16 protein-coding genes and 2 pseudogenes are annotated in these 23,409 nt (G+C 70.1%); 8 read left to right on the top strand and 10 right to left on the bottom strand.

All coding sequences use genetic code 11. The features are described from left to right. Nucleotides 1-96 precede the first annotated feature (96 nt). The gene (locus AB0M39_RS36450; RefSeq protein ID WP_365371779.1) at nucleotides 97-591 is read left to right on the top strand and encodes a hypothetical protein; all 495 of its coding nucleotides are present in this window, start codon (nucleotides 97-99) and stop codon (nucleotides 589-591) included. Between the two features lie 134 nt (nucleotides 592-725). Here AB0M39_RS36450 and AB0M39_RS36445 read toward each other — a convergent pair whose 3' ends face one another. From AB0M39_RS36445 to AB0M39_RS36410, 8 genes are all read right to left on the bottom strand, one after another. Continuing rightward, nucleotides 726-1,868 carry an NlpC/P60 family protein gene (locus AB0M39_RS36445; protein ID WP_365371777.1) on the bottom strand — a complete coding sequence of 381 codons (1,143 nt, stop codon included), beginning with the start codon at nucleotides 1,866-1,868 and terminating at the stop codon, nucleotides 726-728. Beyond that, nucleotides 1,865-4,408: a hypothetical protein gene (locus AB0M39_RS36440; RefSeq protein ID WP_365371774.1), complete on the bottom strand. Its 2,544-nt coding sequence runs from the start codon at nucleotides 4,406-4,408 to the stop codon at nucleotides 1,865-1,867. Before AB0M39_RS36440 ends, AB0M39_RS36445 begins: the two co-directional genes overlap by 4 nt. Then, nucleotides 4,405-4,752, bottom strand: a complete 348-nt coding sequence (locus AB0M39_RS36435; RefSeq protein WP_365371771.1) for a hypothetical protein — start codon at nucleotides 4,750-4,752, stop codon at nucleotides 4,405-4,407. Before AB0M39_RS36435 ends, AB0M39_RS36440 begins: the two co-directional genes overlap by 4 nt. Then, complete coding sequence (locus AB0M39_RS36430; RefSeq protein WP_365371769.1) at nucleotides 4,749-7,361, bottom strand: ATP-binding protein; 2,613 nt, start codon at nucleotides 7,359-7,361, stop codon at nucleotides 4,749-4,751. Before AB0M39_RS36430 ends, AB0M39_RS36435 begins: the two co-directional genes overlap by 4 nt. Further along, on the bottom strand, nucleotides 7,361-7,897 hold the full coding sequence (locus tag AB0M39_RS36425) for a hypothetical protein (protein ID WP_365371766.1): 537 nt from the start codon (nucleotides 7,895-7,897) through the stop codon (nucleotides 7,361-7,363). Before AB0M39_RS36425 ends, AB0M39_RS36430 begins: the two co-directional genes overlap by 1 nt. After that, nucleotides 7,894-8,220 (bottom strand): hypothetical protein, encoded by a 327-nt coding sequence (locus tag AB0M39_RS36420; RefSeq protein WP_365371764.1) that lies wholly within the window; start codon nucleotides 8,218-8,220, stop codon nucleotides 7,894-7,896. Before AB0M39_RS36420 ends, AB0M39_RS36425 begins: the two co-directional genes overlap by 4 nt. Beyond that, the gene (locus tag AB0M39_RS36415; protein ID WP_365371761.1) at nucleotides 8,217-9,263 is read right to left on the bottom strand and encodes a conjugal transfer protein; all 1,047 of its coding nucleotides are present in this window, start codon (nucleotides 9,261-9,263) and stop codon (nucleotides 8,217-8,219) included. Before AB0M39_RS36415 ends, AB0M39_RS36420 begins: the two co-directional genes overlap by 4 nt. Nucleotides 9,264-9,992: 729 nt before the next feature. Then, nucleotides 9,993-10,979 (bottom strand): helix-turn-helix domain-containing protein, encoded by a 987-nt coding sequence (locus tag AB0M39_RS36410; protein ID WP_365371758.1) that lies wholly within the window; start codon nucleotides 10,977-10,979, stop codon nucleotides 9,993-9,995. Between the two features lie 1,087 nt (nucleotides 10,980-12,066). Between AB0M39_RS36410 and AB0M39_RS36405 the strand changes: the two genes are divergently transcribed. The 3 genes and pseudogenes from AB0M39_RS36405 to AB0M39_RS36395 all read left to right on the top strand — a co-directional run. Further along, nucleotides 12,067-12,498: a hypothetical protein gene (locus AB0M39_RS36405; RefSeq protein ID WP_365371755.1), complete on the top strand. Its 432-nt coding sequence runs from the start codon at nucleotides 12,067-12,069 to the stop codon at nucleotides 12,496-12,498. 210 nt (nucleotides 12,499-12,708) lie between these two features. Beyond that, nucleotides 12,709-12,967: pseudogene (locus AB0M39_RS36400) on the top strand (transposase); the annotation flags it as partial. A 673-nt stretch (nucleotides 12,968-13,640) separates the two neighbouring features. Then, nucleotides 13,641-13,906 (top strand): annotated as a pseudogene (locus AB0M39_RS36395) (IS3 family transposase); the annotation flags it as partial. 173 nt (nucleotides 13,907-14,079) lie between these two features. Here the strand turns inward: AB0M39_RS36395 and AB0M39_RS36390 are convergent. Then, the gene (locus AB0M39_RS36390; protein ID WP_365371752.1) at nucleotides 14,080-15,942 is read right to left on the bottom strand and encodes an ATP-dependent helicase; all 1,863 of its coding nucleotides are present in this window, start codon (nucleotides 15,940-15,942) and stop codon (nucleotides 14,080-14,082) included. A 38-nt stretch (nucleotides 15,943-15,980) separates the two neighbouring features. After that, nucleotides 15,981-18,077 (bottom strand): AAA family ATPase, encoded by a 2,097-nt coding sequence (locus AB0M39_RS36385; RefSeq protein ID WP_365371750.1) that lies wholly within the window; start codon nucleotides 18,075-18,077, stop codon nucleotides 15,981-15,983. Between the two features lie 566 nt (nucleotides 18,078-18,643). Between AB0M39_RS36385 and AB0M39_RS36380 the strand changes: the two genes are divergently transcribed. The 4 genes from AB0M39_RS36380 to AB0M39_RS36365 are packed head-to-tail and all read left to right on the top strand — an operon-like array spanning nucleotide 18,644 to nucleotide 23,348. Continuing rightward, nucleotides 18,644-19,882: a hypothetical protein gene (locus tag AB0M39_RS36380; RefSeq protein ID WP_365371747.1), complete on the top strand. Its 1,239-nt coding sequence runs from the start codon at nucleotides 18,644-18,646 to the stop codon at nucleotides 19,880-19,882. Continuing rightward, nucleotides 19,875-20,435 carry a hypothetical protein gene (locus AB0M39_RS36375; RefSeq protein ID WP_365371745.1) on the top strand — a complete coding sequence of 187 codons (561 nt, stop codon included), beginning with the start codon at nucleotides 19,875-19,877 and terminating at the stop codon, nucleotides 20,433-20,435. Before AB0M39_RS36380 ends, AB0M39_RS36375 begins: the two co-directional genes overlap by 8 nt. 4 nt (nucleotides 20,436-20,439) lie before the next feature. Further along, nucleotides 20,440-21,090 (top strand): hypothetical protein, encoded by a 651-nt coding sequence (locus AB0M39_RS36370; RefSeq protein ID WP_365371743.1) that lies wholly within the window; start codon nucleotides 20,440-20,442, stop codon nucleotides 21,088-21,090. Then, the gene (locus tag AB0M39_RS36365) at nucleotides 21,087-23,348 is read left to right on the top strand and encodes a hypothetical protein (RefSeq protein ID WP_365371740.1); all 2,262 of its coding nucleotides are present in this window, start codon (nucleotides 21,087-21,089) and stop codon (nucleotides 23,346-23,348) included. The genes AB0M39_RS36370 and AB0M39_RS36365 overlap by 4 nt, the downstream gene beginning before the upstream one ends. Nucleotides 23,349-23,409: the final 61 nt, after the last annotated feature.

Raw genomic sequence — 23,409 nt, 5'->3', positions numbered from 1 at the left:
CCGCTGCGGCGGTCGCCGTGCACCGGGCACGGGTCGGCTGGCGCGACCAGACACAATGCGGTCGCGCGGTGGCCGTCTCCCCTTCAGAATGCGTCGATGCGGAGCATCGAGTTCGTGAACTACCCGCTCGGCGAGGGACCGTCGGTCTTGGTGTGGGGCGTGCGCGTCGACGGCACGGATCTGCGTGTGCACGTCGCCGGCGCTACCCGCGACCTGTGGGGCCGGGAGCACGAGGAGGAGACCTGGGCGGAGACGGAGCGTTTCCTGGTCGGCCAGCACGCCGGCTTGGTCGTCTGCGGGGTCGAGGACCCGGGGCGTCACTTCCTCGGCGAGCCTGCCCCGGAGTTCGCCGACCCCGCCACCGGGGGCACTGCGGTCCTCGGCTGCTCTTGTGGCCTCTGGGGCTGCTGGCCTCTGATGACGGTCATCGCCGCCACGCCTGAGACAGTCGTCTGGTCCTCGTTTCGGCAGCCCTTCCGCGAGGAGTGGGGCGAGCTTCCGATGGGCCCGTACGTCTTCGCGCGCCCCGCCTACGAAGCCGCTCTCGCAGCGCCGGTCCGCCTTGCCGAGGACCCGCTGGGACCGGACTGAGGGCAGGCGCGGCGGCGTGCGACCGGTCCGGTGCGCGGCCGGGCGCGTGTCCGCGGACCGCTCGCCCGTCGGGCGGCGGTGCGCGTGTCCGGTCGCGTCCCGTCGGGAGAGGGCGGGCCTGCGCGCCGATGCGGTCACAGGATCCTCGCTCCTCCTGCGTAGTCGGCCATCGCGCTGACCGAGTCGACGCGGACTCTGGTGCCCGGCCGGGCGGCGTTGATCATCTGGCCGTTGCCGAGGTAGATCCCCACGTGGTGGATGGTTCTGTCGTCGGTGGGGACCGAGCCGTAGAACACGAGGTCGCCGGGTTTGAGGGCCTTGAATCCGGCAGATGCCGGGATGCGGGTTCCGACGCCGGCCTGGGCGGCCGCGGTCCGCGGCAGTCTCACGCCCGCTCGGGCGAACGCGTACGTCGTCAGACCCGAGCAGTCGAAGCCCGCGAGGCCCTGGCCGTCCTGACCGCCCGGCGAGCAGCACACCCCGGTTGTGGGGCCGTTGGCGCTGCCGCCGCCCCACGAATAGGGCACGCCTTTCTGCTCGAGGGCGGCTGCCAGGACGGTGCGTGCCGTGCCGGTGGCCTCGATCAGGTCCGGCTTCTGCGCGGCCGCGTCGTAGGCCTCGATCCACTCCAGCACGTCGGCGACGTAGGTGTCGGAGTTGTTGTAGGCGAAGAGCGCCTTCTTCAACTGGCCCCGGTCGTCGAGGTTCCGGCCGTCGCCGCACAGGTAGACCGCTGCGGCCAGGGCGGCGTCGTCGACGTTGTGCGGATCCACTCTCCCGTCCTCGTTGCCGTCCTTTCCATAGGCGCGGAACGTCTGGGGCAGGAACTGGAGAGGGCCCACCGCCCGCTCGTAGCGACTGTCGCCGTCCCACCGCCCGCCGTCGGTGTCGAGGAACGCGGTGGTGTTGTCGCCCACGCCGGAGCCGTTCAGGACCGGGCCCAGGATGCGCGGGGTGACGTCGCCGCCCGCGCTGACGTTGCGGCCGCTCGCGTGGTTCGACTCGATCCGGGCGATGCCGGCCAGGATCTGCCAGCGCATGCCCCGGCACTTCGGCACTGTGTCCGCGACGCTCGTGGCGGCTCTCGTGTAGGCGGCCAGCATCCGCTCGGGAATCTGCACTGCCGCCCCGCTCACAGCGTCGCCCCCGCTGACGCCGCCGTCGTCGCGGGCGAGGGCGCCCGCCGCGGACATCATCGTGACCAGCGGGGCGGCGCAGCCGACCGCGCAGACCAGCAGCAGGACCGTGACGCAGCCGGCCTTCCGCCAGGCGCTCACTCACTCTCACCGCCCCAGGAAGGCGGGTTCTCCCAGGCGGCGCGCTGGGTCTGCATCAGGGCGTCGAACACCCGCCGCCGGGCGTCGACGGCCGGGTCCTCGGCCCGCGACGCCGCCCTGTCCCCGCCGCCCGCACCGCCGCGCGAGCCGTCCTGTCGACCGCTTGTCGGTGCGGCGAAGATGACTGCTCCGGCCGCGGCGTCACGGGCCGCGGTCCGCACCGTCAGGGCCGGATCGTGGACCTGCCACGCGGTCGCGACGCGCTGGGAGACGTGGTCGATGTTCTGCCCGACCGCACGCCCGGCGGCCACGGTCGCACGGCCTGCCTCGGCCCACTCGCCGGCGTCCGCGCGGACCTGGTTCGCGGCCACCTTCAACTGCGTCTGCGCGTCCTTCGTGAGCTGGGACGCCTTCCCGCGGCCGGTCTTGAGGTTCCGCGGCAGGCCCAACGTGGCGCCGTAGCCGATCCGGGCGGCCCGAGAGGCGATGCGGTATCCCCGCAGACGGGAGGCGCGCTGGTGGATCCGGGAGCCGAGCAGCGGCCGGTCGGAGCTGGGGTCGTGCAGGACCTCCCCGGTCTGGGGGTTGACGGTCATGCCGCCGGCGTCCGCGCGACCCGTGCCCTCGCCCGTCGCGCTGTCGGCGATGGCGCGCAGCAGCTTGACCGACTCGTCTTCCTGGGGCGGGCGGCGGCCGATCAGCGCGCCGTACGCGCCCCGCAGGGCGAGCCGGCCGCCCTGCAGGCCGAGCGTGAGCGGAGCCAGTCCCCGGCGGCCCTCCGCCACGGCCTCTCCGGCCACGCGGTTCGGGTCGAGCACCGAGCCGGTGCCGTCGCCCAGGGCGGCGAGACCGCCCAGGAGCCGACGGCGGGCCCCCAGCGCCAGGAGCGCTCTGGACGGGCCGCCGAACAGGCCCGCCGACCCGCCGCCTCCTGCGGGGCCGTTCATCGCCAGCGCCGCGCCCAACTCGGAGCTGTCGCCGGGCAGATGCGTGCCGCCGACGGGGGCGTAGCGCATCCGCATGGCCATCCGCTGCCCGAAGGAGGTGATGCCGGCCAGCATGCGGCGGTGGAACATCAGCCCGACCACGGCCATCACGTCCAGGAGCAGGATCCGCTCGACCATCAGGTTGGGGCCGTCGGTCAGGATCACGTCCATCGCGATGGCGAAGAACGGCACGAACATGCTGACGCCGAACATGGTCAGCATCGAGATGCACAAGACGGCCAACCACTTCCACACTGCCTGGCGGCTGGGGCCCGGCAGCATGCCCCACACGAACGCGACGACCCCGGCGGCGGCCGCGCCGGCGTCGGCGGCCTGGGCGCTCAGCAGCACCATCGCCGAGGACAGCAGCATCGCGCAGATCATGAGCGCGGCGACCAGCAGCAGCAGGGCGCCGCCGACCCGCCACCAGGTGGGCGTCTTGGCGTACTCCGCACACGCCTTGCCGACCGGGCCGGCGGCCTCGAGGTCATCGAGGAACGCGGCGAACCGCCGGCCCTCCTCGTCCACGACGGGACTCGCGGCGTCCAGCAGCGCGTCGCCGGGGGTGAGCGCGGGCAGATCGTCCCGCGGTGCGATGTCGTCGCTGCCCTCTCGGCAGTACCGCCCGGCCGGGCCCTGGACGAGGTCGCAGGGACTCTTGTCTTTCGAGCCCGTCTTGCCGGGCCGGTAGCCGCCGCTGATCCACTTGAGATGCACGGCGTACGCCTCCCGGTCGGCTTCCCTGCCGGGGTCGAGGACCCTGCCGTACTGGAGCAGCATGTAGGGCTTGACGACCAGGGCGTTGGTGACGGCGTCCTGGATCGGCCGGGCCGCGTCCGCGGCCGAGACCGGCTCCTTGCCCTCCAGCTCCAGGCACTTGGCCTCCTCGCGCCCGGACATGCCGGAGCACGGGCCGGAGCTGTAGATCTTTCCGCCCCAGTCGTAGGAGTTGACGGTCTGCTGAGCGACCTCGGCTGCGGCCTGCTGCGTGGCGACGAGCGGTCCCTGCTCGGAGAGCAGGTAGTCGGGACGGACGAACGCGGAGGCGGCGAACGCGGCGATCAGCAGGGTGAGGACGATCTCTCCGAGCCCGCGGCCGACCTTGCCGCGAACGAGCATGATCAGCCCGAACACGAACGCCCACCCGAGCAGGAGCCCCTTGAGGCCGAGCGTGTCGACCACCGCCTCCGCATAGGCGTCGGAGACCTTCTGCGCGGGGGCGGCCAGCGTCTTCAGGAGCGGGAAGCGGAACGCGAACTCCACCGCCCAGCAGGCCAGCCCGACCAGCAGCCGGATGACGGTGAAAAGGCCGCTGGCGACGAAGGCGAGGGCCTGGCTCTTGAAGGAGAAGATCGACCCGCCGTTGGCGGACAGCTCGTAGCCGTTGATCGGCACGCCCTCGGAGCCGGTGACGTTCAGCGGGGCGAGCAGGTCTCCGGTCTCGGCATCGGCGGTGGCGGCGTGCGCGACGCTCGTGTTCACCGCCAGGAAGACGACGGCGAGCAGCAGGGTGTATCCGGCGGAGCGCAGCGTGCCGCGATCGGGGAACCTCATCGGCGCGGGCTCCCCGTCGTGAGGGCGAGGCCGATCCCCGCGGCGAGCGCGGTCGTGGAGAACAGCAGCAGCCACAGCGTCTGCTCGCCGCCGCCGCGCCTGGGAGCCGCGGCCGGCCCGGTGCGCTCGGCGGCGGGCCGGCAGTACTCATGCGCCGGGCCGACGACGAGGGCGCACGGATCGTCGGCCACCGCCGCCGGGCCGACGCCGACCTGCCCCGTCTGGCGGTGCGTGCCTGTGTCGGGGCGGGGCAGCGTCCAGGCCGCCACCGAGCAGACGAGCAGCAGGATCCCCGTGGCCATGCACAGCAGCAGCCGGATCCCCGCCGCGCGGGAGCTGGTCATCCGCTGCTCGCCTCCCGCGCAGGCCCGTCCAGCCCGGCGACGCTGGGCGCGTGGGCGCCGGGTGTGGTGTAGACGGCGTCCTCGATGCGAGGCACCGGGGGGACGTACACCTTGATGCGACCGACCTGCATGCGCGGGTCGCGCAGCAGCATCTCGCCGTCGCGTCCTCGATGACCGACGGGGGACAGGCCGGTGGTGACCAGGCGGACGAGGTCCTCGGATTCGCTGTCCAGACCGAGGAAGGCCAGTCCCTTGCGGGCCCGCGCGGTGTCGCTGGTGCGGGCCAGCGCCTTGTAGGCGAGCAGCCCGGAGTCCTTGCCGAGTTCGTCGACGTCGGGCGCGGCCAGGATGCAGCCGGCCCCGTGCTTGCGGCCGTCGTGGAGGATCTCGTGGACCAGCGCGCTGCCCTCGGCGCTCGAAGTGAGCCAGTAGCACTCGTCGATCGCCACGGTGCAGAACCGGGACGGGTCGCTGAACGCCGCCTGACGGGCGATCGCCGCGATCAGATACAGCACCGCTCGGCCGATCAGGGCCTCCAGCGGCTGTTGGCGCAGCACCTCGGTGTCGGCGAAGGCCTCGCGCGGCGGCAGCGTCAGTCCGGTGGTGGTGACCACCGTCATGTCCGCGCCGAGATCGCCGTCCAGCGTGACCGGCGGCAGTCCGGGGTCGAACACCATCCCCGCCAGCGGGTTGGAGGAGACGATCTGCAGCAGGTCGGCCATCGCGGCGGCCGCGTCCCGGCGCGTGGCCCCTGCGGCGCCGGTCGCCAAGGCACCCAGGACGTCGAGCACGCAGGCCATCGACGGCTCCGGCCGGGCGGCGGCCTCCTCGACGGCGTGATGGAGCACCGCGCCGGACGCCGACATCGGCCCCACCCCGAGCTGCAGCGTGAGGTAGGACAGTGCGTAGTGCGCGCCGACCCGGCCGCCGAAGACCCGCAGCGGGTCGATGGACAGCTCCGCCCGGGATGCGTCGATGACCTGACACCGCGACCCGGCCGCCGACTTGGCGAACGCCGCCCACTCTCGGATCGGCGTCCGGTCGATCACGATCGCCCGCCCGCCCCGGTCGACGACGGCTGAGGTCAGCAGCTTCTCCAGGACGCTCTTGCCCGAGCCGAGGTCCCCGACGATGCCCACCGATGCGGAGGCGTTGCGCTGCGGGGCGTCGGCGATGTCGAGCAGGACCGGGCGGATGGTGCCGCAGTCCAGATCGAAGCCGACCATCATCCCCGTCGGGTCGCCGACCACGGTGTTCGTGAACGCGCCGACGGCTGCCCAGTCCTCGGACAGCTGATGCTGGACGAACTCCCGTACTCCGGCAGGCCGGGCAGACGCCGGCAGCCCGAGGGAGAACAGAGCCTCCTGCATGCCGTGCGGGCGCACCGCGCGATAGTCCCCGCCCGACAGCAACGCCGCCAGCGCCCGCGCCCGGGCGTCGCACGTCAGCGGGTCCGGTCCCCACACGGTGAGCACCGTCACCGACTGGACCTCGACCTCCACGCTCGTGCGCGACAGCCGCGCATCCTCCTCCGCCAGGTCCCCCGCCGCCTCGGGCAGCGAGTGCGGCATGCCAGCAGGCTGCGCGCCGTACTGCTCGGCCTGGTCCAACAGCTCCTTCTTCTTGCGCCGCACCTGCTCCCTGGCCCGCTCGGCCGGGACGACCTGCACGTCGACGGTGAAGTCCACGGGAAAATCCAGGGACTCGAGCTGCGCGAGCAGATCGGCGGAGTCCACCGTCTGCGCCGGGGGGAGCTCGGCGAGCGCGATGTGCGCCTGGTATCCGGTGCCGGACTCGCACTCCACCTGGAGCCAGCGACGCAGCAGCGGCGAAGCACCGTCCTTGCGCCACCACGGCCTGCCGGCCTGCTTCGACTTCCTCGGCGCAGTCGGGGCCGCAGCGTCTGCGGGGGCGGCCCGGCCGCCTTCGGCGAGGCGGACCTGGCCGAGCTCGGCGTAGGAAGGCGAGTGCAGCTGCCCGTCCCTGACCTGCGCCCCGAACAGCGTCGACTCCTCGGCATCGGCGAGCAGCGGCTCCTCCAGGCCGCGGTGCACGGCGTGCTGCACCATCCACACGATCTCCGCCGGGGACGCCGGCCGCAGGGCCAGACCGCCGCCGAGCGCCGCCTGCACACGGCTTGCCTGCTCGGTGTACTCGCCCACCTCGTCCGCGGGCACCGGAGCGGGCGCAAGACCGAGCGCGCCGGACAGCTCCGACCACATCGCCGACGCGGTCGCGGCGACGTCGAACCGGCCGTGCGGGCTGGACAGCGGGACCGCCAGCCACAGGCTGCGGCGGTGCATCTCCTGCCCCGCCAGCAGGTCCAGTCCGGCGGCCGCCATCTCACGCCAGGCCGGAAGACGCTGCCAGTCGACGCCGTCGACCATCTGATCGGCGACCTCTGCCGGGTCGATGCGGGCGGCGAGCCCGAACAGCCTCGGCGCGCCGGCCAAGGAACGCACCAGCGCAGTGATCCGGCCCAGGAACTCGTCCCGGACACGGGCGGGAACGTAGCGGCCGCCGACCGGCGCGACGCGCCAGATCGCCCACACGCTTCCCGACGTCGACCACACCAGATGCCCGGCAAGGTGCCTGAACGGGATCCTCATCATGACCTCCCAAGCGGCTGGTCGTCGGCCGCATCGAGCAGCAGCCGGGCAAGTCCGCTGGCCGGCGCAGGCCGTACAGCCACGGCCCCAGAGGGGCGAGGACCACGCGCAGATCTCCCCTTCCGCAGACGCCCGCCCCCGGAGCCTGCTGCGGCCTCGACCACGAACACGCCGCTGAAGAGGCTGGGGCGCCGGTCGCGCGCGGTACGCCCGCCGACCCGGCCAGCCGGGTGCTGCGCGAGCAGCGTCAGCCAGCCGAGGGCGGCGGTGAACGGCGACCGACCGCCGATCTTCGCCCCGCGCACCGCCCAGATCGCCGCCAGCCACACCACGACCGGAACCGGGCCCAGCCAGGACCACCACGAGTACGTCTTGATCAGCAGCAGGGCGCCCCCGCCCATCACCACCAGCTGCGCCGGGGAGTAGGGACCGAACCAGATCACCCAGTCGCCCAACTTGCCCAGCACCCAGGGGTGGCGGCGCGCAGCGGTGTAGACCCGGGCGACCCGCGGCCGCGCCGCGGCAGGGGCACTCACCGCGCACCGCCCACGACACCGGTCAGCCGATCCGGCTGCGGGGCGACCACCACAGTGACCGGCCTCGCGCCGGTGGCCGGATTCTTCACCTCGTCCTCGAAGAGTCCGGCCAGCGTGGCGCGGGAGTCGTAGATGCCCAACGCCACGACCAGCCCGATCAGAGCGCCGATTCCAGCCTTCAGGCTGACCTTGCGCACGACGGTGACGACGACGATCGCCACCAGCGCGGTCTGCAGAGCCTTGTCGCCCCAAGCCTCCAGCGTGGCGAGCCACGAGTTGCCGAGGTCGGCGAGCTTCCCCGCCATCTGCACATCGGTGCTCATCGCGCCGCGCCCCCGGCTATCGGGCGACGCGCGGGCGGCGAGGACTTGACCGCGGAAGCCTCCGCCGGAGCGCCGGCCTCGAGCCCCGTCACCTCCCACCGGCCCGAGCGGGCAGCCATCGTCAGCGTGTAGACCAGCGGCCACCGTGCCGCCCTCGAGTCGGCGGCAGTCACCTGCGCCTGGACCCGCACCACCGTGCCGTCGCCGGGCACCGCGCCGCCAGCCGCCTCGGAGTCAGCCGCAGCACGATCCACAACAGCCCTCGCGTACCCGGAATCCTCCACCGCCGTCAGCTGCGCACCGGGCGACAGGTAGCGCTCGACCTCGCCCACCCCGGTCAGGTACGCGGCGAAGAACTCCTCGAGAGAGGACACCAGCGCACCGTCTGCAGGCAGCGGATCGACGAACGGCGACTCCGGCGCCTTCGCCTTGCCCGGACCGGCGACGTGCGCAGGCGCGGCGGTCACCGTGAACGCCCCCGACCCTCCCGCCTCGTCCGCCGCAACCAGGGGAACGGCGAAGTAGCGCACCAGCGTCGCCGCCTCCGAGGAGCCGCCCCCGCTCTCGCGGGCAGCGAACTGAGCGGCCACCACGACCGACCAGCTGCCGTCGCCCCGCCGCACGCTGCGCACCGCGACAGTGCGCTGCAGCGACTGCGCAGCACTCGCACGCGAACGCGTCGGCAGAGCGACGCTCGGCGCGAGCCTGCGCACGGCCTGCGCAGCGCTGCTGTCAGCCTCACCCGCGTCACTGCGCAGCCACAGATCGCAGAACAGCTCCGCCGCCCCGGCCGGGTCCGCGGTGCGCACCGCAGAGGGGGCGGCGGTCCTGGGCTGCGCAGCGGACAAGGCGGCGCGCGGCAGTGCGCAGGCGACGGCCAGTGCCACCGGGCCGGCCGCGAGCGCCGCCCACACACCGAGCCGGGCGATCCGGACGCGCCGCCGCACGGTCCGCAGGGCGAGGGACGGTATCGGCGTCCGCAGCGGAGGCGACGGGGCAGGCGGGGCCGCGACAGCGGGCCCGCCTGGAATCCGAGCAGGCATGAGGGCTCCTGGAACAGGGGGCGATCAGGCGTCGCCCTCAGGGAACCCGGCGGCCCTCACCGATTCGCTCACCACCAGAACCCCGCCGACGTCACGTTTCGGCAACGGGGGCCATGGTGAATTCCGGACCCGTGGCGGTGAGTTCCCGCAGCACTCCCCATGCCAGGTCGCAGCCCCTTTGGGCCCTCGCGGCGATCTGGAAGGCGGCGAGGCCGATTGGACCCCGAAACGAAATTCCTCGGAACTCACCACGGCTTGTGCTCATCCGGAGAGGCGCGCGGGGGAACCTCACCACGGCCGCCGATGGAACCTCACCACGGTCGAGCACCCAGCCATGCGAACTCACCACCGGCCTCACCGCCCCACGGAACAGGTCGCCTTGCGAGCGCCGCGCATCTGCGCGGTCGACACGGTCACCGAGCACGACGCGACATGAGGACGAACCCCCCGCCTGCGCACTGCGCACGGAGCCATGGACGGTTTGCGCAGCCATCGCCACACCGGTCGAGGGGGATCCTGGTGCGCATATTGCGCAGTATCGGGGGTGTCCGCATTCGGATATCCACCGGCTCGTGCCTGCCGGGTCCGTCAGGCCGCCGCCTGCACGTGCCAACCGAGCCTGGCCACCTTTCCGTGGGCGCCATCGTGCCGCTCAAGCCTCTCCCAAGTCCGTGGTTGTGCCGGGAAGACGTGATCACCCCGGCAGATTCCACGTAACTTCTAAGACAGCTAGCCTTGCGGTTGGTCACCTGCTTGGCCGTGGGCGCGGTTGAGGTCGCGCCAGGCGCGTGGGGAGAGGCCGAACGCCCTTTTGAAGACCCTGCTGAAGTGAGTCGCGTCCACGAAGCCCCAGCTGTGCCCGATCGCGGCGATCGTCCGGTACTGCGCCCTCGGGCTGGCCAGTTCCCGCCTGCATTCCTCTAGGCGGTTCGAGCGAATCCAGTCGCCCGGGGTGACCCCCGACCGGGCCAGCAGCGTGTAGAGGTGCCGGACCGAGACGTCGTGCGCGGCGGCAATCTGCGCGGCAGACAGGTCGCGATCGCGCAGGTGCGCCCGCATGTACCGGAGGATCCGGAGGTTGAGCGTCGCCTCCAACGATTCCCGGGCCAAGGACAAGTCGCCGAGCCGGGAGGTGACGGCGGCACGGATCAGATCGAGGCTGGGCTCCGTGACCGCTTGGGCGTACCGGTCCTGGTGGAGTCCCTCGGTGGCGGCCAGTTGGGAGAAGTAGGCGTAGGCGAGGGCGGCGACGGGACTGTTGGCGCAGAACGTGACCGCGGTCATTTCCCTCAATATCGGCTCGGACAGCGCGAGCGCGGCGCGCGGGAAGCGCAGGAAGTGATGGTCGACACCAGCTTCGAAGCCGAGGGTGTACGGGACGGACGTGTCGTAGAGGGCGAACTCCCCCGGATTCAGCACGGCTTGGCGATCGTTCTGTGCCACGACGCTGGTGCCTGTCACCTGGAGGCCCAAGAAGATGTTCGGCTCGGTGTCCTCCCGCGCCAGCCGCTGTGTCCGCCGTATCGTCAGGCCAGTCGCCCGCCCCGAGCAGACGCCGATGCAGCCGACCGTGTCCAGTTTGACCTTGACCGAGATGTCCTCCGGCGGAGGATGGTGGTCGATCTCGATCCGTACGACGGACTCCCAGACCGCGTGCCGGACCGCTTCCTCCCGGTCTCTTGGCGAAAAGGCCGCCGCGTCCAGGGTCGCGTTCACGCAGGACCACCCGGCGACCGCGCTGGTGCGGCACCGAAAATCGCAGGGGATGGACACCGCGGTTCAAGACGGTCGTCCCTGTCCTGTTTCCACATTGAATGTCCTCCCCCCCCGAAGGCCAATTCCGTGCTAAGGATGGCAGGGCCCGTCGCGGCGCGCAACGTGGGATCGGCATAGCTGGGCTCACTCGTTCCGAGGCACGCACGAATGGCCAACTTCTCTGCAGCAACAGCACAGTTGGCGCGTCTCGGAGGGACCTAGAGTGCTGACCCGTCGGAGCCCGAGTGAAGGAGGGAGCAGTGTCCGAGGCGAAGGCCGACAGCTGGCCGGCGGGCGGGGAGCTGCCAGCGGGATCGATGAGTGGCGGCCTGGCCGGGCCGCAGGCGCCGTCGTCGTGCGCTGCCCATCGTCGTCCTGCTCAGGGGCCACCGCCGCGGCGGCCTACAGAGTCCTCAGCCAGCCCAGGGGGAGGGGCATTCGACCGGAAGGGCATCGCAGGCCGCGCGGACCGTGCAGGACGGCGTCGTCCTGCACGGCCTGACAACGGCCGCGGAAGACGTGCTCCACTCCGCCGGGCAACTGCTGCTGTGTGACTGCATACGGGCCAAGGGCATCGTCACCAGCCGGTCGCTTGTCAGCCGTGCCCGACGCCCGGGAGTGCCCGTACGTCCTCAACGGCCTCGCGTGGGCCCGCCGACACGGCTACGGCAGGGACATCGAGCGGAGGGAGGTCCGCGACCGGAACGGGTATGACCGTTGCCCGTTCCGAAAGATTCGTCAAGCCCAACCGAAATCGAACCATGCCGCACCTGGGAGCTGTTTCGGTCGCGCCATCAATGGTGGGAGGGGCGAGCAAAGACAGTTACCGACCGGATGACACGGACGTGGCGCTGACAAAGCGGGCTGCTCTCGTAAGGCGGTGCGCTGCCACCTGAGTGCTCCGTCGCGAGCCCCGGGAAAACAAGAGATCCTCTTCAGTGCACAAGTCGACTATCACGCCGATCGCGCCAGGTGTGTCTGCGACGGGTGCTCAGTCTCAGAGCATTCAATTCGACGAGGTCCGGCAGGACCTTTCAAGGGAGAAATCATGGGTAAGGCGAAGAAGATAGCTCTGGCCATGGCCGCAGCGGGAGGGCTGACTCTGACCTTGCCGGTCCCCGCCGCCAGCGCGGCTTCCGGGGATCGTGTGATCTGGACCAACGGATCGGGCGACATTCAGTTCGCGGCCGGTGACTGCGTTGCGGATGGGTATTTCCGCTACACAACCGCTCACGCACACCCGAACGCCATGTGGGCAGGCATCACTAAGGTCAGCGGCCCGGCCTGGTGCCGCTTCGCAATAGACATGACCTACCGCGACCAGAACAACAACTATGTGAACGCCGGCGAGCAGTGGTCCGCTTCGAGTGCGACCATTGGCGCTCTCGGCACGCGGTGCTCCGTAAGGCTCTCGATCCAGAGGCCCGGGGACGGCTGGTTCACGGTCTACCTCAACAACATCACATCGTGTGTCCCCTAGGCGGCGCCCTGTCGAACATGGCCGCAGGGTGGCGTCTCACCCGCTGAGGGCACTGTCCATGGGGACTGTAAATCATTCGGTGTAGATCCTGATCAAGGAAGATGCGCCGATGACCAGTGACAACGTACCGAGCCCGAGTCCGTCCAGACGTCTGAGCCGAAGCTGGCGAAGGCGGTGGACGACCAGTTGATCGACGGACAGGTTGGCCGGGCTCAGGCCCAGGGCCTGCAGCTGACCGGCGAGGGTGGGCTGCTGCAGCTGACTAAGCGGCTGCAGGAGTCCGCCCTCGAAGGCGAGATCACCGACCACCTCGGCTATGACAAGCACGATCCGGCCGGGAAGAACGCCGGCAACAGCCGCAACGGCACCCGCGCCAAGACCGTCCTGACGGACGTCGGGCCGGTGGAGATATCAGTGCCCTGCGACCGTGGTGGTTCTTTTCGAGCCGAGGACCGTGGCCGAGCGGCAGATCTCTTGAGAGCAGCCGATTGATCACGACATCACACAGACCCTAGCCGGCGGAGTCGCGGACTTCGTTGAGGAGGCGCTGGGCTTGGCGCTCGGAGATGTCCTCGGCGTCGGCGACCTGTTTGGCGGACACCTGGCCGTGAATGTCTTCTTGGATGGTTTCGGGCAGTAAACAGCTGTCGTGAAATCGTGGACTGCGGTGACAACTGCCGTGGCAACAGGGGTGTCAGCTGCCGTGGCAACAGAGGTGTCAACACCGGTGGCGTTGCCTGAGACTGCGTCGCGGTGTACCGGCAGGTCAGTTGCCGCGCGGTGCGTGGTGCGTGGGGTGACTTCCCTCGTCTGCTGCCTGGTTGGTGGTTGCGTTGGGGTCGACCTCGGTGGTGGCTGGCGCTGGCGCTGTGCCTGGCAGCGCGTCGAGCGAAGGGCCGCCGACGCGTGCGGGGTATTTGATGGTCTCCGGGGGAGTGTCAGTGGAATATCGTCATCTGAATGTCAGTGGCGCAGGCTCAGCCACCTTGTGGTTGGCGCTGACGGATGGTGCTCACCTGTTGCTGACATGAGTGGCGAATGGCCATGTCATTCTCACGCCGACCGTTATGGCGGGTGCAGAGTTTGCGCTGGTCAGAGGTGAACCGCGCTCCGGGCCTGATGGAGGCTCGATTCCCTGAGTCATGGCACGTCCGTCCCCTTACCCTCCCGAGCTTCGTGAGCGTGCAGTGCGCATGGTCACAGAGATCCGTCCGAACTATTCGGCTGGGTGGGCCGCGATGAAAGCGGTCGTGGCGAAGCTGGGCATCAGCGCGGCGGAGACGGTGCGGACCCGGATCCGCAAAGCGAGGTGGACGCCGGTGGGCGTCCCGGAACCACGTCGGAGGAGGTCGCGAAGATCAAGCGGCTCAAGGCCGAGAACGCCGAACTGCGTCGGTCCAACGAGATGTCCTTGCCCTCGGCCTGATCATCACCGGCATCCAGTCGGTCTTCCCTCAGGAATCCGAGCACCGGCTCGCCGGTGGCGGGCCCACTGGAACCACCAGAAGCCGCCGGGTTGCCGACCCCTCATCCCCACGCCCCCGCCCGGAGCAGGCACTGCCGTCATTCCAGGTGCGAGCCTTACTGGTTGTCGGTCGTGAGAGTGGTCGCGCTGAGGACGTCGGTCGCGAAGATCGACGGAGAGGTGTGGCGGGGCACACCCCAAGCATCCGTGAAGAAGTCGCCGGTGAGCAGCACGACTTCGTAACGGGCGCGGGTCAGCGCGACGTAGAAGTTGCGTCGTGCAATGTGTAGTTCGGCATCAGTGAGGCCGTACTGGCCGTAGTAGGGGACGTGCTTGTTGATAAGGCCGGGGAGGACGACGACGTCGAATTCGCGGCCCTTGGAGCTGTGATAAGTGGTCAGGGTGATACGGCCAGGGGAGCGGCCGCCCGCGAGTTCGGCGAGGGTGAGTCCGCTGGCGCCCACGGCCCGGCATTCATCCAGCGCCGTATGGTCCCGTTCGTCGGAGCTTGCCTGCGCGAGAGCATCCAGATCCAGGGCGGTGCAGATGTTTTTGAGGAAGGCGCTGGCCGGGTCGCTGGGCGCGGGTTTGACTGTGGTGTCGAGGAGAGCTGTGAGCCGATGGGCCAGGCGGCGCGGGGTGTCTTCCTCGATGGCAAGGCCGGCGTCGATGCGCCGGTGGTGCCATACGGTCGCGAGGTCCATGATGGTGCGGGCTTCTGCGGCACCGGCCACGCGGGTGGAGGCGCCGGGCAGGGGGCCGGACAGGTGGCGGCCAGTGCAGTCGGAGATGAAGTCCGCGATAGGCCCGCTGGGGATCTTGCGTGCCTTCTCTGCGTCGTAGGCCATCTGGGTGCGGTCGAGTTCGGCCTTGAGGTGCTTGAGTAGAGGGCCCTTGCCGGGATATAGCACGGCGACTTCTTCGGGGGGCGTGCCAGCACTGATCCGCTCCTGCGCGATAGCGACGGCGCTGGCCGCGTGCGCGTCGAGGTCGCCGTCGACTATCTCGCCCGTGATGAGCCCCAGTTCCTCGCGGCCTGGTGCCGACCGGTAGTCGTGAGAGGCGCCCAGCACGCGCAGACCTGCCGCGATCAGGCGGGCACCGCTGCGGAAGTTCACGCTCAGGGCACGCGAGGTGAAGTCGGCACGCTGTCGCAGTTCCTTGAAGTGGCGGGCGTCGGCACCCAGGAAGGTGAACATCATCTGATCGGGATCCCCGACCGCGGTGACCTGCACTCCGGAATCCAGCAGGGTCAGCACGATGGCGTGAAGGACCGGTCCGAGATCCTGGTACTCGTCCACGACGAGATGAGGGAAACGCGCGGCCAGCATGCGCCGGACCTCGGCGCTGGAGCGCAGGACAGCAAGGGCACGCTCAGTCATGGCGTCGAAGTCGAGGGCTCGGTGCTCGTCGAGGAGCCCCTGGAACCGGGCGATCGTCTCCAGGTAGCGCGGATCGAAGGACTGCGGGTCTTCGCCGGCAGCCAGCTGACGGCGCTGCTTGTTCAGATTGGTGATGTCTCGGTCGGTGATCTCACCCAGGCGGGAGTCGAGTGCTGCCTGTTCCCACCATGCCTTCAGCTGTTTGTCGTCGCTGACGGTCACCTGGTCCGGGAAGAAGACGTCGGTGAAGCGGGCGTAGGGGCGCAGGATGTGGCGGAGGCAGAACCCGTGGATGGTGTTGCTCGCGACGCGTCGGCCGCCGGGCATGCCCAGGCGCCTTAGCCGTGCGCCGACTTCGGCTGCTGCTGCGTCGGTGAAGGTGATGGCCGCCACCGACCGGTGGTGCGAGGTGGTGGCCAGTAGGTAGCCGATGCGGGCGACCAGGGTGCGGGTCTTGCCCGCGCCGGGTCCGGCCAGCACCACCAGATTGCCCTTATGCCAGGCGGCCTCCCGTTGCTCGGGTGAAAGGTCGGCGAACTCCTGGGCCAGGGCGGCGGGCAGCCGGACCTCCGCGGCGGTGGGCTGGGGCGGGTGCATCGCATCTCTCCTGGGCTGCACGGGCAGGACGGGGTCGGTCAGCCGGCGGCGGAGACGACGTCCGCCGGTTCAGCCCCCGGCGTCGGCGTCAGCTCGGGCTCGGGTGCGGGGACCAGTGGCCGGCCCAGGCAGGCCAGGCACAGCTGGTTGATCAGCGCGAGCAGCGGCCCGCAGCCGCCCATCCGCATGAGCTCGTCGTGGGTGACAGCCGCGTCCGGCCTGGCCTGCAGCAGGAGACGGATCCGCGTCGGCAGGTCGTCGACCTGCTCGATGTGAGCGGCCAGCCGCTGGGCGTATCGCCCCTTGCTGACCTCCTTCTTCTTGTCGATGCGAGTCAGTACAGCCTCGCGCTGCTCCAGGGTGGTGCCTGCGCGCGCACCTGCCAGCGCGTCGGCGAAATTCTGGCGGGCGACGGAGCCGTCGACGAGCTCGTCGAACGCGGCCTGCATCTCGCCGTGGAACAGCCGGGCGATATCGACTTCCATGGTGTGCTCGCCGACGAACACACGGTGCCTGGCGGCGTCTTCCACCAGCTGCGCCCGCCCCGCTCGTGCGCTGCCGTCGGCCGGCAGGGCAAGCTGCCGCATCTCCTCCAGCCGGGTGCGGCAGTCCTGCCCCGTCTGTGGAGCGAGGGCGTCCAGCGATTCCACCGCCCGGGTCAGCCCCCCTTCCCGCAGATGCGGAAACTTTCCGATGTCGAGGTCCGTCTGGTCCCCGTCGGTGAGGATCCAGAACTGCCTGTCCAGACCGTCGGGGCCGAGCAGCCGCGCATAGGGGGTGAACGCGGTGCCCTCGACACTGGCGACAACGATTCCGTACGCATCCAGATCGAAGCCGGCGGCCTTGGCCAGGGCTGGGACCACGTAGGCCTCGGCGATGCCCTCGACCAGGACGATGCCTCGAGCGAAGAGGACCTCCGCACGGCTGACGTTGAGATAGCGCTCCAGATCCTTGCGCTCGCGCTCCTCCAGCAGCGCCGGTGGCACGGCTTTGGCCTGTACCACCCCGTCGCCTCCCTCATACATCAGCACCAGACTGGTCAGCGGGGTAACCGCGGCGATGTGCGGGCTGTGGGTGGTCAGCATCAGCCGGTCCAGGCTGCGCAGCAGGTGGAAGAAGAGATGCCGCTGCAGCGTCGGGTGCAGGTGCGCCTCGGGCTCCTCCACCGCCAGCAGCGTGTCCTCGCCCTCCGCTGCGCTGCGGCGCAGCTCCAGCCGCTCCAGCAGCAGCGCGAGATACAGCACGTTGGCCATGCCGGTGGAGGCGCGGCCGATGTCGCGGGTGCCAGCTGCGTCGATGTACAGCTGCACACTGCGCAGCAGATCCTCCTCGCGGCCGGCGAAGTCCAGCGACGGCACGATGCCCAGGCGGGGACCGGCCAGCGCGATGATGCGGTCGGTGAGCTGCTGGGTCAGATGTTTGACGTTGGAGTCGTCGGCGAGCTGGGCGCGGGCCTGCTTCATCTTGGTGAGGGTCTGCTTGAGGTTCTCCGGCGCTGGCGGCAGCTCGCGCAGCAGCCGGGTGAGCGGACTGCGCTCGGGCCGGCCAAGATCCTGCTCGGTATCCCGCAGCGCGGGCAGCACCGAGAAGGAGGCGTACCGCTTCACGTTCCGCATGCTGTTACCCGGATCGGTGCCGCCGAAGATGGTCCACTCGTAGTCTGCCGCGGTCAGGGCGTCCTCTGCCGCATCTGCTGCCTCTGCGCTCGGCCGTGCCGAGTCCTGGACGGCGCCCGTCTCCGGTGCCGACGGACCGGTGGTGGCCGCCGTGCCCGTGACGGGGCGCCGCCGGGGGCGGAAGAGGTAGGTCAGGCGGGCGGTGAGCGGCTCAAGGCTGACGATGGCCCCGTCGAGGACGCTGCGTGCGTCCAGGTCGTCGTCGAAGCCCGACAGCTCGATCTCCACACTCACCTCGACGCCCTGCGCGAGCCGGGGCCCACTGTCGCGGATGTCGTCGGCGCCCAGCACACGGTGACGGTCGAGCAGGTCGGGATCCAGCACGAGGCGCAGCGCGGCCAGCAGGTTGCTCTTGCCCACTCCGTTCTCCCCGACGATGACCGCGGGGGAGGGGAACGGATCGATCGTCAGGTCTTCGAAGTTGCGGAAGTTCCTGACTCGGACGCGGCTGAGCTGCATGACACTCCTGGCGGTTCACAACGTGCTGCATCCCCGCCGCACCACAAGGCACCTGCGCTACGAGGGAATTACGAGGAGGTCATCATTTTAAGGGCCTCACAGGCAATTCGGGCCCCAGTTCGCCCCATTGAGCCTTGCGCGCTGACACCACCGCGAGCCGTAGGCCGCGCGGGAGCCGTCACAGCACGCTCCCTCTAAGGACGCGCAGCTTCGAAGGCCGACGGCCGCACTGCGACACGCCACGGCATCAATGCGGCCGAAGTCGTCTTGAATGGCAAGCAGGAGGAACGGCGCGCCGCCGCGACGGTGCTAGTTCCGGCATGGACCTACTCATGAGCGCGAACTGAGCGGGCCTCGGGGCCCTGCCTGCAGGCTGCTCAGAGTGGTCGACACGTCCGCGATCCCAGCGCACACAGCACGTACTCACTGCCGGGGTTGAGGAAGACCAAGGACAAGTTGAGCGGTTTCCGGGCCTTTGGTCCCAGCAGCGGTCATGCTGGTGGAGGGTCGCACGAGGAGTGGGGGAGTGAGGGGGGCGCTTGTTAGAACAGCCTGACTTGTGGTCCGTGCAGTCGGAAGACGGCGCGGACGGTCTTTCGCACGTGCCGCCGTTCGTGGCACCGGTCGCTGCCACAGAGAAAGCCGTGACGGAGGATCCGGTCGCATTGCGCATTGCCGAGGCGGTCCGGGACGTGTTCGGCGACTTCGGCTCCGAACGCGGCCTGAGCCGCGCGGAGATAGCCCAGGCGTGTGCTGCGGCGGCCTCCGACAGCGAGTTCGATGCGCGATTCCGGGTCTTCGTCAAGCTTCGGCTGCTGGAGTCGCTGCGCAGCAAGGCCCACGACCAGCGGTATGTGTTCAACCCGACCAGCGGCGCGGCGCTGTTGGTCTACGAACGGCTCGGGGAGGCCGGCGGCGTCCAGGAGATCACCATGCTGCTGGACCGGACCCGCGAAAGCCTCCTGAACGGCTCCCTGACCGAGGAGCAACTGTCCGCCAAGATCGTGCAGGCCCGGCGGAGCCTGGCGAACTACACCAATCACCTGCTGCGGCTCGGGCGGACCAGGCCCATCGAAGAACTGCTGGGCCAGCGCCACCACCATGCCCACAGCACCTCGCTCGAGGAGGCGAAACACCTGGTCCACGCTGTCGCCGAGCAGTACCCCACGCTGTGTCCCGCCGGTACCCGCCTGATCCAGGAAGCCCTGCGTTACACGGCAGCGGTCCATGAGTTTCACGACCGTCTCATGCAGCAAGCCACCACCCGCCGCGACTTCAGCATGCTCCTTCCCGAGCAGTACCTGACCGCGGCCCGGCGCTCCTCCACCGACGCGCTTGCGCAGGTGTTCGCCACGACCATCTTTGATCCGCCGCACGTCCAGATCACCACGGGCCAGATCCTCACCGCCGACCACCAGCCCCCGCCACTGCGGCAGCGCCTGCCACGCCCCCCGGCGCAGCCGCCCGGCCCGGACCCGGTCGAGACCGCACGGGCCAAGGCCGCGCTCGCACGGCGGAGACGAGAGGCCACCGTGATCCTGCTCATGGCTGGCAAGGACGAAGCCGATGTCACCGCCCGTCTGCGTGCCCTGCCCTGGCAGACAGCGGTCAAGCACTTGGTCGACATGCTGCGTGCCGCAGCCGACCCCGCCATCCCGCTCATGCGCGACATCTCTCGCGAGGTCATCGTGGACGCCGCAGGCCCGGTCACCTACGCCTCACCGGTGACGGTGTACCGCATCCCCGACAGCCCCCAGGGCATGCACGATGACGCTGAAGCCACACCGCAGAGCCCTCATGAGTGACCCCTACCTGCTGGCACGCGCCCGAGCTCAGCGCACCGTTCCTGTCCCGGCGGACCGCGCAGAACTCACTGGGCTACGCCGCGCCGTCGACGACGTGGAGCGCCGTCTGGTGGATGTCGCCGCCGACGGCATCCAGGAGCTGATGACCGGCTGGGCCCCTGACGTGGAACCGGCAAGCGGCGCGCTGGGTGACAGCGACGTCCACCGCACTGCCTCGGCCGTCCGCCTGGTCACCTTGGCCTGCTGCATCCGCCACTGCTGGCCCGACCCCAGCCAGCCGCTGTACCCGGGACAACCCGCCGCGCAGGAGGACGTCATCGCCGCCCTGACTCCTCTCCAGGACACCCTCGCTCCCCACGACGGCGCGGCCATGCTGGGCCAGACCGGGCACTTCCTGACAGCCCTGCGGTTTCTGCGCGCCTGCGGCCACCTCTCGCCAGACATCGGCGACGGCATGATCCGCCTCGGACCCATGGTCGCGCTGTGGTCCGAGCGCGATGTGGCCGAACTGCGCAGCGGCTACGACATCCTGCCTGCTCCGAGGAAGGGGTGAGCCGGTGGACGTGCCGGCACTGCAAGCCCTGTCCCACAACCGGCGAGCCGATGTCCGAGCGGCGGTCTGCGCCGTGGAGACCGCCATGCTCCCTGTGCCGTCCGCCCACTACCGTGCCCTCGCGGAGATCCCGCTGCGCATCGTGGTGGAACAGGTCCTGGCCGCGTCCGGACGCACCCTGCTCGCGGTCGGCGGAGGCTACCTCTCCGGTTACACCGACGAGATCAGACAACGTCTGGCGCACGAAGGAATCGGGGTCCTTCCGCGCGATGACCGCGCTGTCCTCACATTGATCCTGCTGTTCAGCGTCGCTGTCCCCCGAGCGTCCGGCACCGCCCTGCCCCAGCAGCTGTGGACCCAGGGAACCCCTGTGCCCAGGGATCAGCTCAAAGGCTGCCAGGTGGCCGACGTCGTTCTCACCGGCGCGCTGCAGCGCCTCACTGACGCCGACCTGGTCCGCCGGACCAGAACGGGCTACGTCCTGGGCCACCAGATCCTGCGGCTGACGCCGGCTGTGGGCGCCGAACTGTTTGAACAGCTGATCCTGCTCGCCGATCCCGACAGTGCTCTCGCCGAATCGATCCGTCGGCGCCGCGCCTGCCCCACCGTGCCTACGGCCACTGCTCCCGACCACGAGGTGCACGACACACCATGACCACCCCGCCCACCTCCCACCCGTCCCGGGGCATCGTCGGCGACCGCCAGCTCATCGCTGTCCAAGCCTTCGACATCGCCCGGCTCACGGCACACGCCGTCCCGATCGTCCCGGAGACCTTCATCGCTGTCTCCGGCCTCGGCCCCAAAGACGACTCGAATGGCTCCGGCAAGACCAGCTTCCTCATCGCCGTCTCCCTGCTGCTGGCCGACCCGCAGTGGCGCCTGGAGACCAACGGGGGCCGGCACGCCAGCGGCATCCTGTTCCGCCCCGATGCAGCCGGCGTCGACCAGGCCCACCAGGCGTCCCCGGTCACCCACGGCTACATCGTCGGTGTCTTCGCCCACCCCGGCGAACCGGCCACGAGCCCCCTGACCGTCTGGGTCCGCATCGCGACCACCACCCCCTACCTGCAAGCCAATTGGACCGAAGGCCTGCACGTCGCCGACGCCCCCACCGATCACGAGCGCAGCATCCAGGCCGACGCCCTGTGGCGCGAGCTGGGCACTCGCCAGCTCCTCTTCGCCCGTGCCATGGCCGAGAAGCTCTACGGCACCGCCCCGCGCTGCCTCACCTACCTCGACACCGCCCTGCGCCCGCCCGTTCCCTCACTGCTCAGCCAGCAGCTGACCGAGATGGAGCCCCACGACATCGGCCGGTCCCTGATCGCCCTGTCAGGCATGACCTCCCTGCTGGAGGAAGAAGACGACCTGCGCGGCCCGGCCATGCAGCATCAGATCAGCCTCGAGAAGGCCCAGGCCGAGCACGCTCAGGCGCTGCTCGCCGAAGAACAGGTGATGAGCGGCGTGCGCGCCCGAGAGGCCGCCCGACTCGCCCTCCAGCGCGGCCACGAGACATGGCACCGCTACCTCGCGGCCTCCTACCGCGACGCCCACCACAGTGACCAGCGCGTTGCCGCGCTCATGGAAGAGGAGAGGCAGGCCGCCGAGACAGCCGTAGCCCTGGTGCGGGACGCCGAGGACCGTCTGAGCTCGCTCGGGTCCGTCGAAGAACTCGCCACCCAGAAAGGCAAAGCCCGCCAGACATGGTCCGACGCCCAACAACTTGTCGGCGAACTGTCACAGAAAGTAACGGGGTTGGCTACGCAGCAGGCGCTGCTGCGTAGTCGTCGCACCACCCTGCTGCCCCAGGCGCAGGGCTGGGACGGCAGCGACTGCACCACCACGGCCGCCCGCCTGGACCAACGCCAACGCGAGCATGCCAAGGCAGAGATGCAACGCGACGAGGCCGAAGACACCGCCACTCGCGCCCGCACCCACCTACACGACGTCGAGCAGGGCCGCAGCGGTCAAGCCGGCCGCGCCATCGATTTGCTGAGCGAACACCGCATTCGTGCGCACGGCCTGCTCGACCAGCTCAACGTGGACGAAGCAGCCCGCTCGGAGTGGGAACCGCGTCTGGCCCCCTGGCAGGACGCGATCGTCGTCGAACCCGAGCATGAAGACACGGCCCGCCGCCTGCTGCATGCCGCTCTACCTGGCGCCCAGATCATCTCCTCCGACGTGGGGCAGAATCCCCTGCCCGAGGGCATTCACAGCACCCTGAACGTGACCCGCTTTCTCGCCACCCTGCAACAGCGCTTGACTCCTTCGTCCGACGGCTCGGCCGTCCGTGACCAGGCGCTGGCGCTGACTGTGACGGGCGGCTTCCCCACCGCCCTGGCCGGACGCGAAGCCCGACTCCGACAAGCCCGCGCCGACCTCGCAGCCGCCAAGCAAGCCTGCACCGAGGCCGCCGAAGCCGTGGCTGGCGCCACCGCTGCCCTCACCCTCACCCTGGCCCAGACCCAGCACGCAGCCGCCCAGGCGGCTGAAGAACTGACACGCCTTGACACCCAGGAGAACTACCTCCAGATCAAGATCGAGGATCTCGCCGGCCGCTCCGTCAAGGCCGCTCGCGACGAGCGGGAGCTCCAGCAGACCTGGCAGGAGGCCGTGGCCCGGCACGCCTCCCACAAGCAGCTCCTCGCCAACGCCAAGCTCACCCTGGAAGGGGCCGGCAAGGCGCTCAAGGAACGCCACCGCAACCTGGCGGCCCTTGAACGCCAGCGCGATCAGGTCGCCGCATCCCAGTGGCAGCAGCAGTGGGGCGCAACCCTCGAAGACGGCGCCCACCTCCTGGACCAGGTGTCGGCGTACTCCTGTGAGTGCTCCACCAAGTACGGAGATACGTGCACCAGCAGGGAGGCTGTGCGCCAGTCACGTCATCCCGCGGGCATGGCGGTGGCAGGGCGATGAACCTCCAGGATGACTGCGGTGCCGGCCACGGTTCGGTCCTCGTGCATGGCGATCTGCTGGC

Source organism: Streptomyces sp. NPDC051907 (assembly GCF_040681075.1).
Taxonomy (GTDB): domain Bacteria; phylum Actinomycetota; class Actinomycetes; order Streptomycetales; family Streptomycetaceae; genus Streptomyces.
This window is presented reverse-complemented; position numbering and strand designations above follow the sequence as displayed.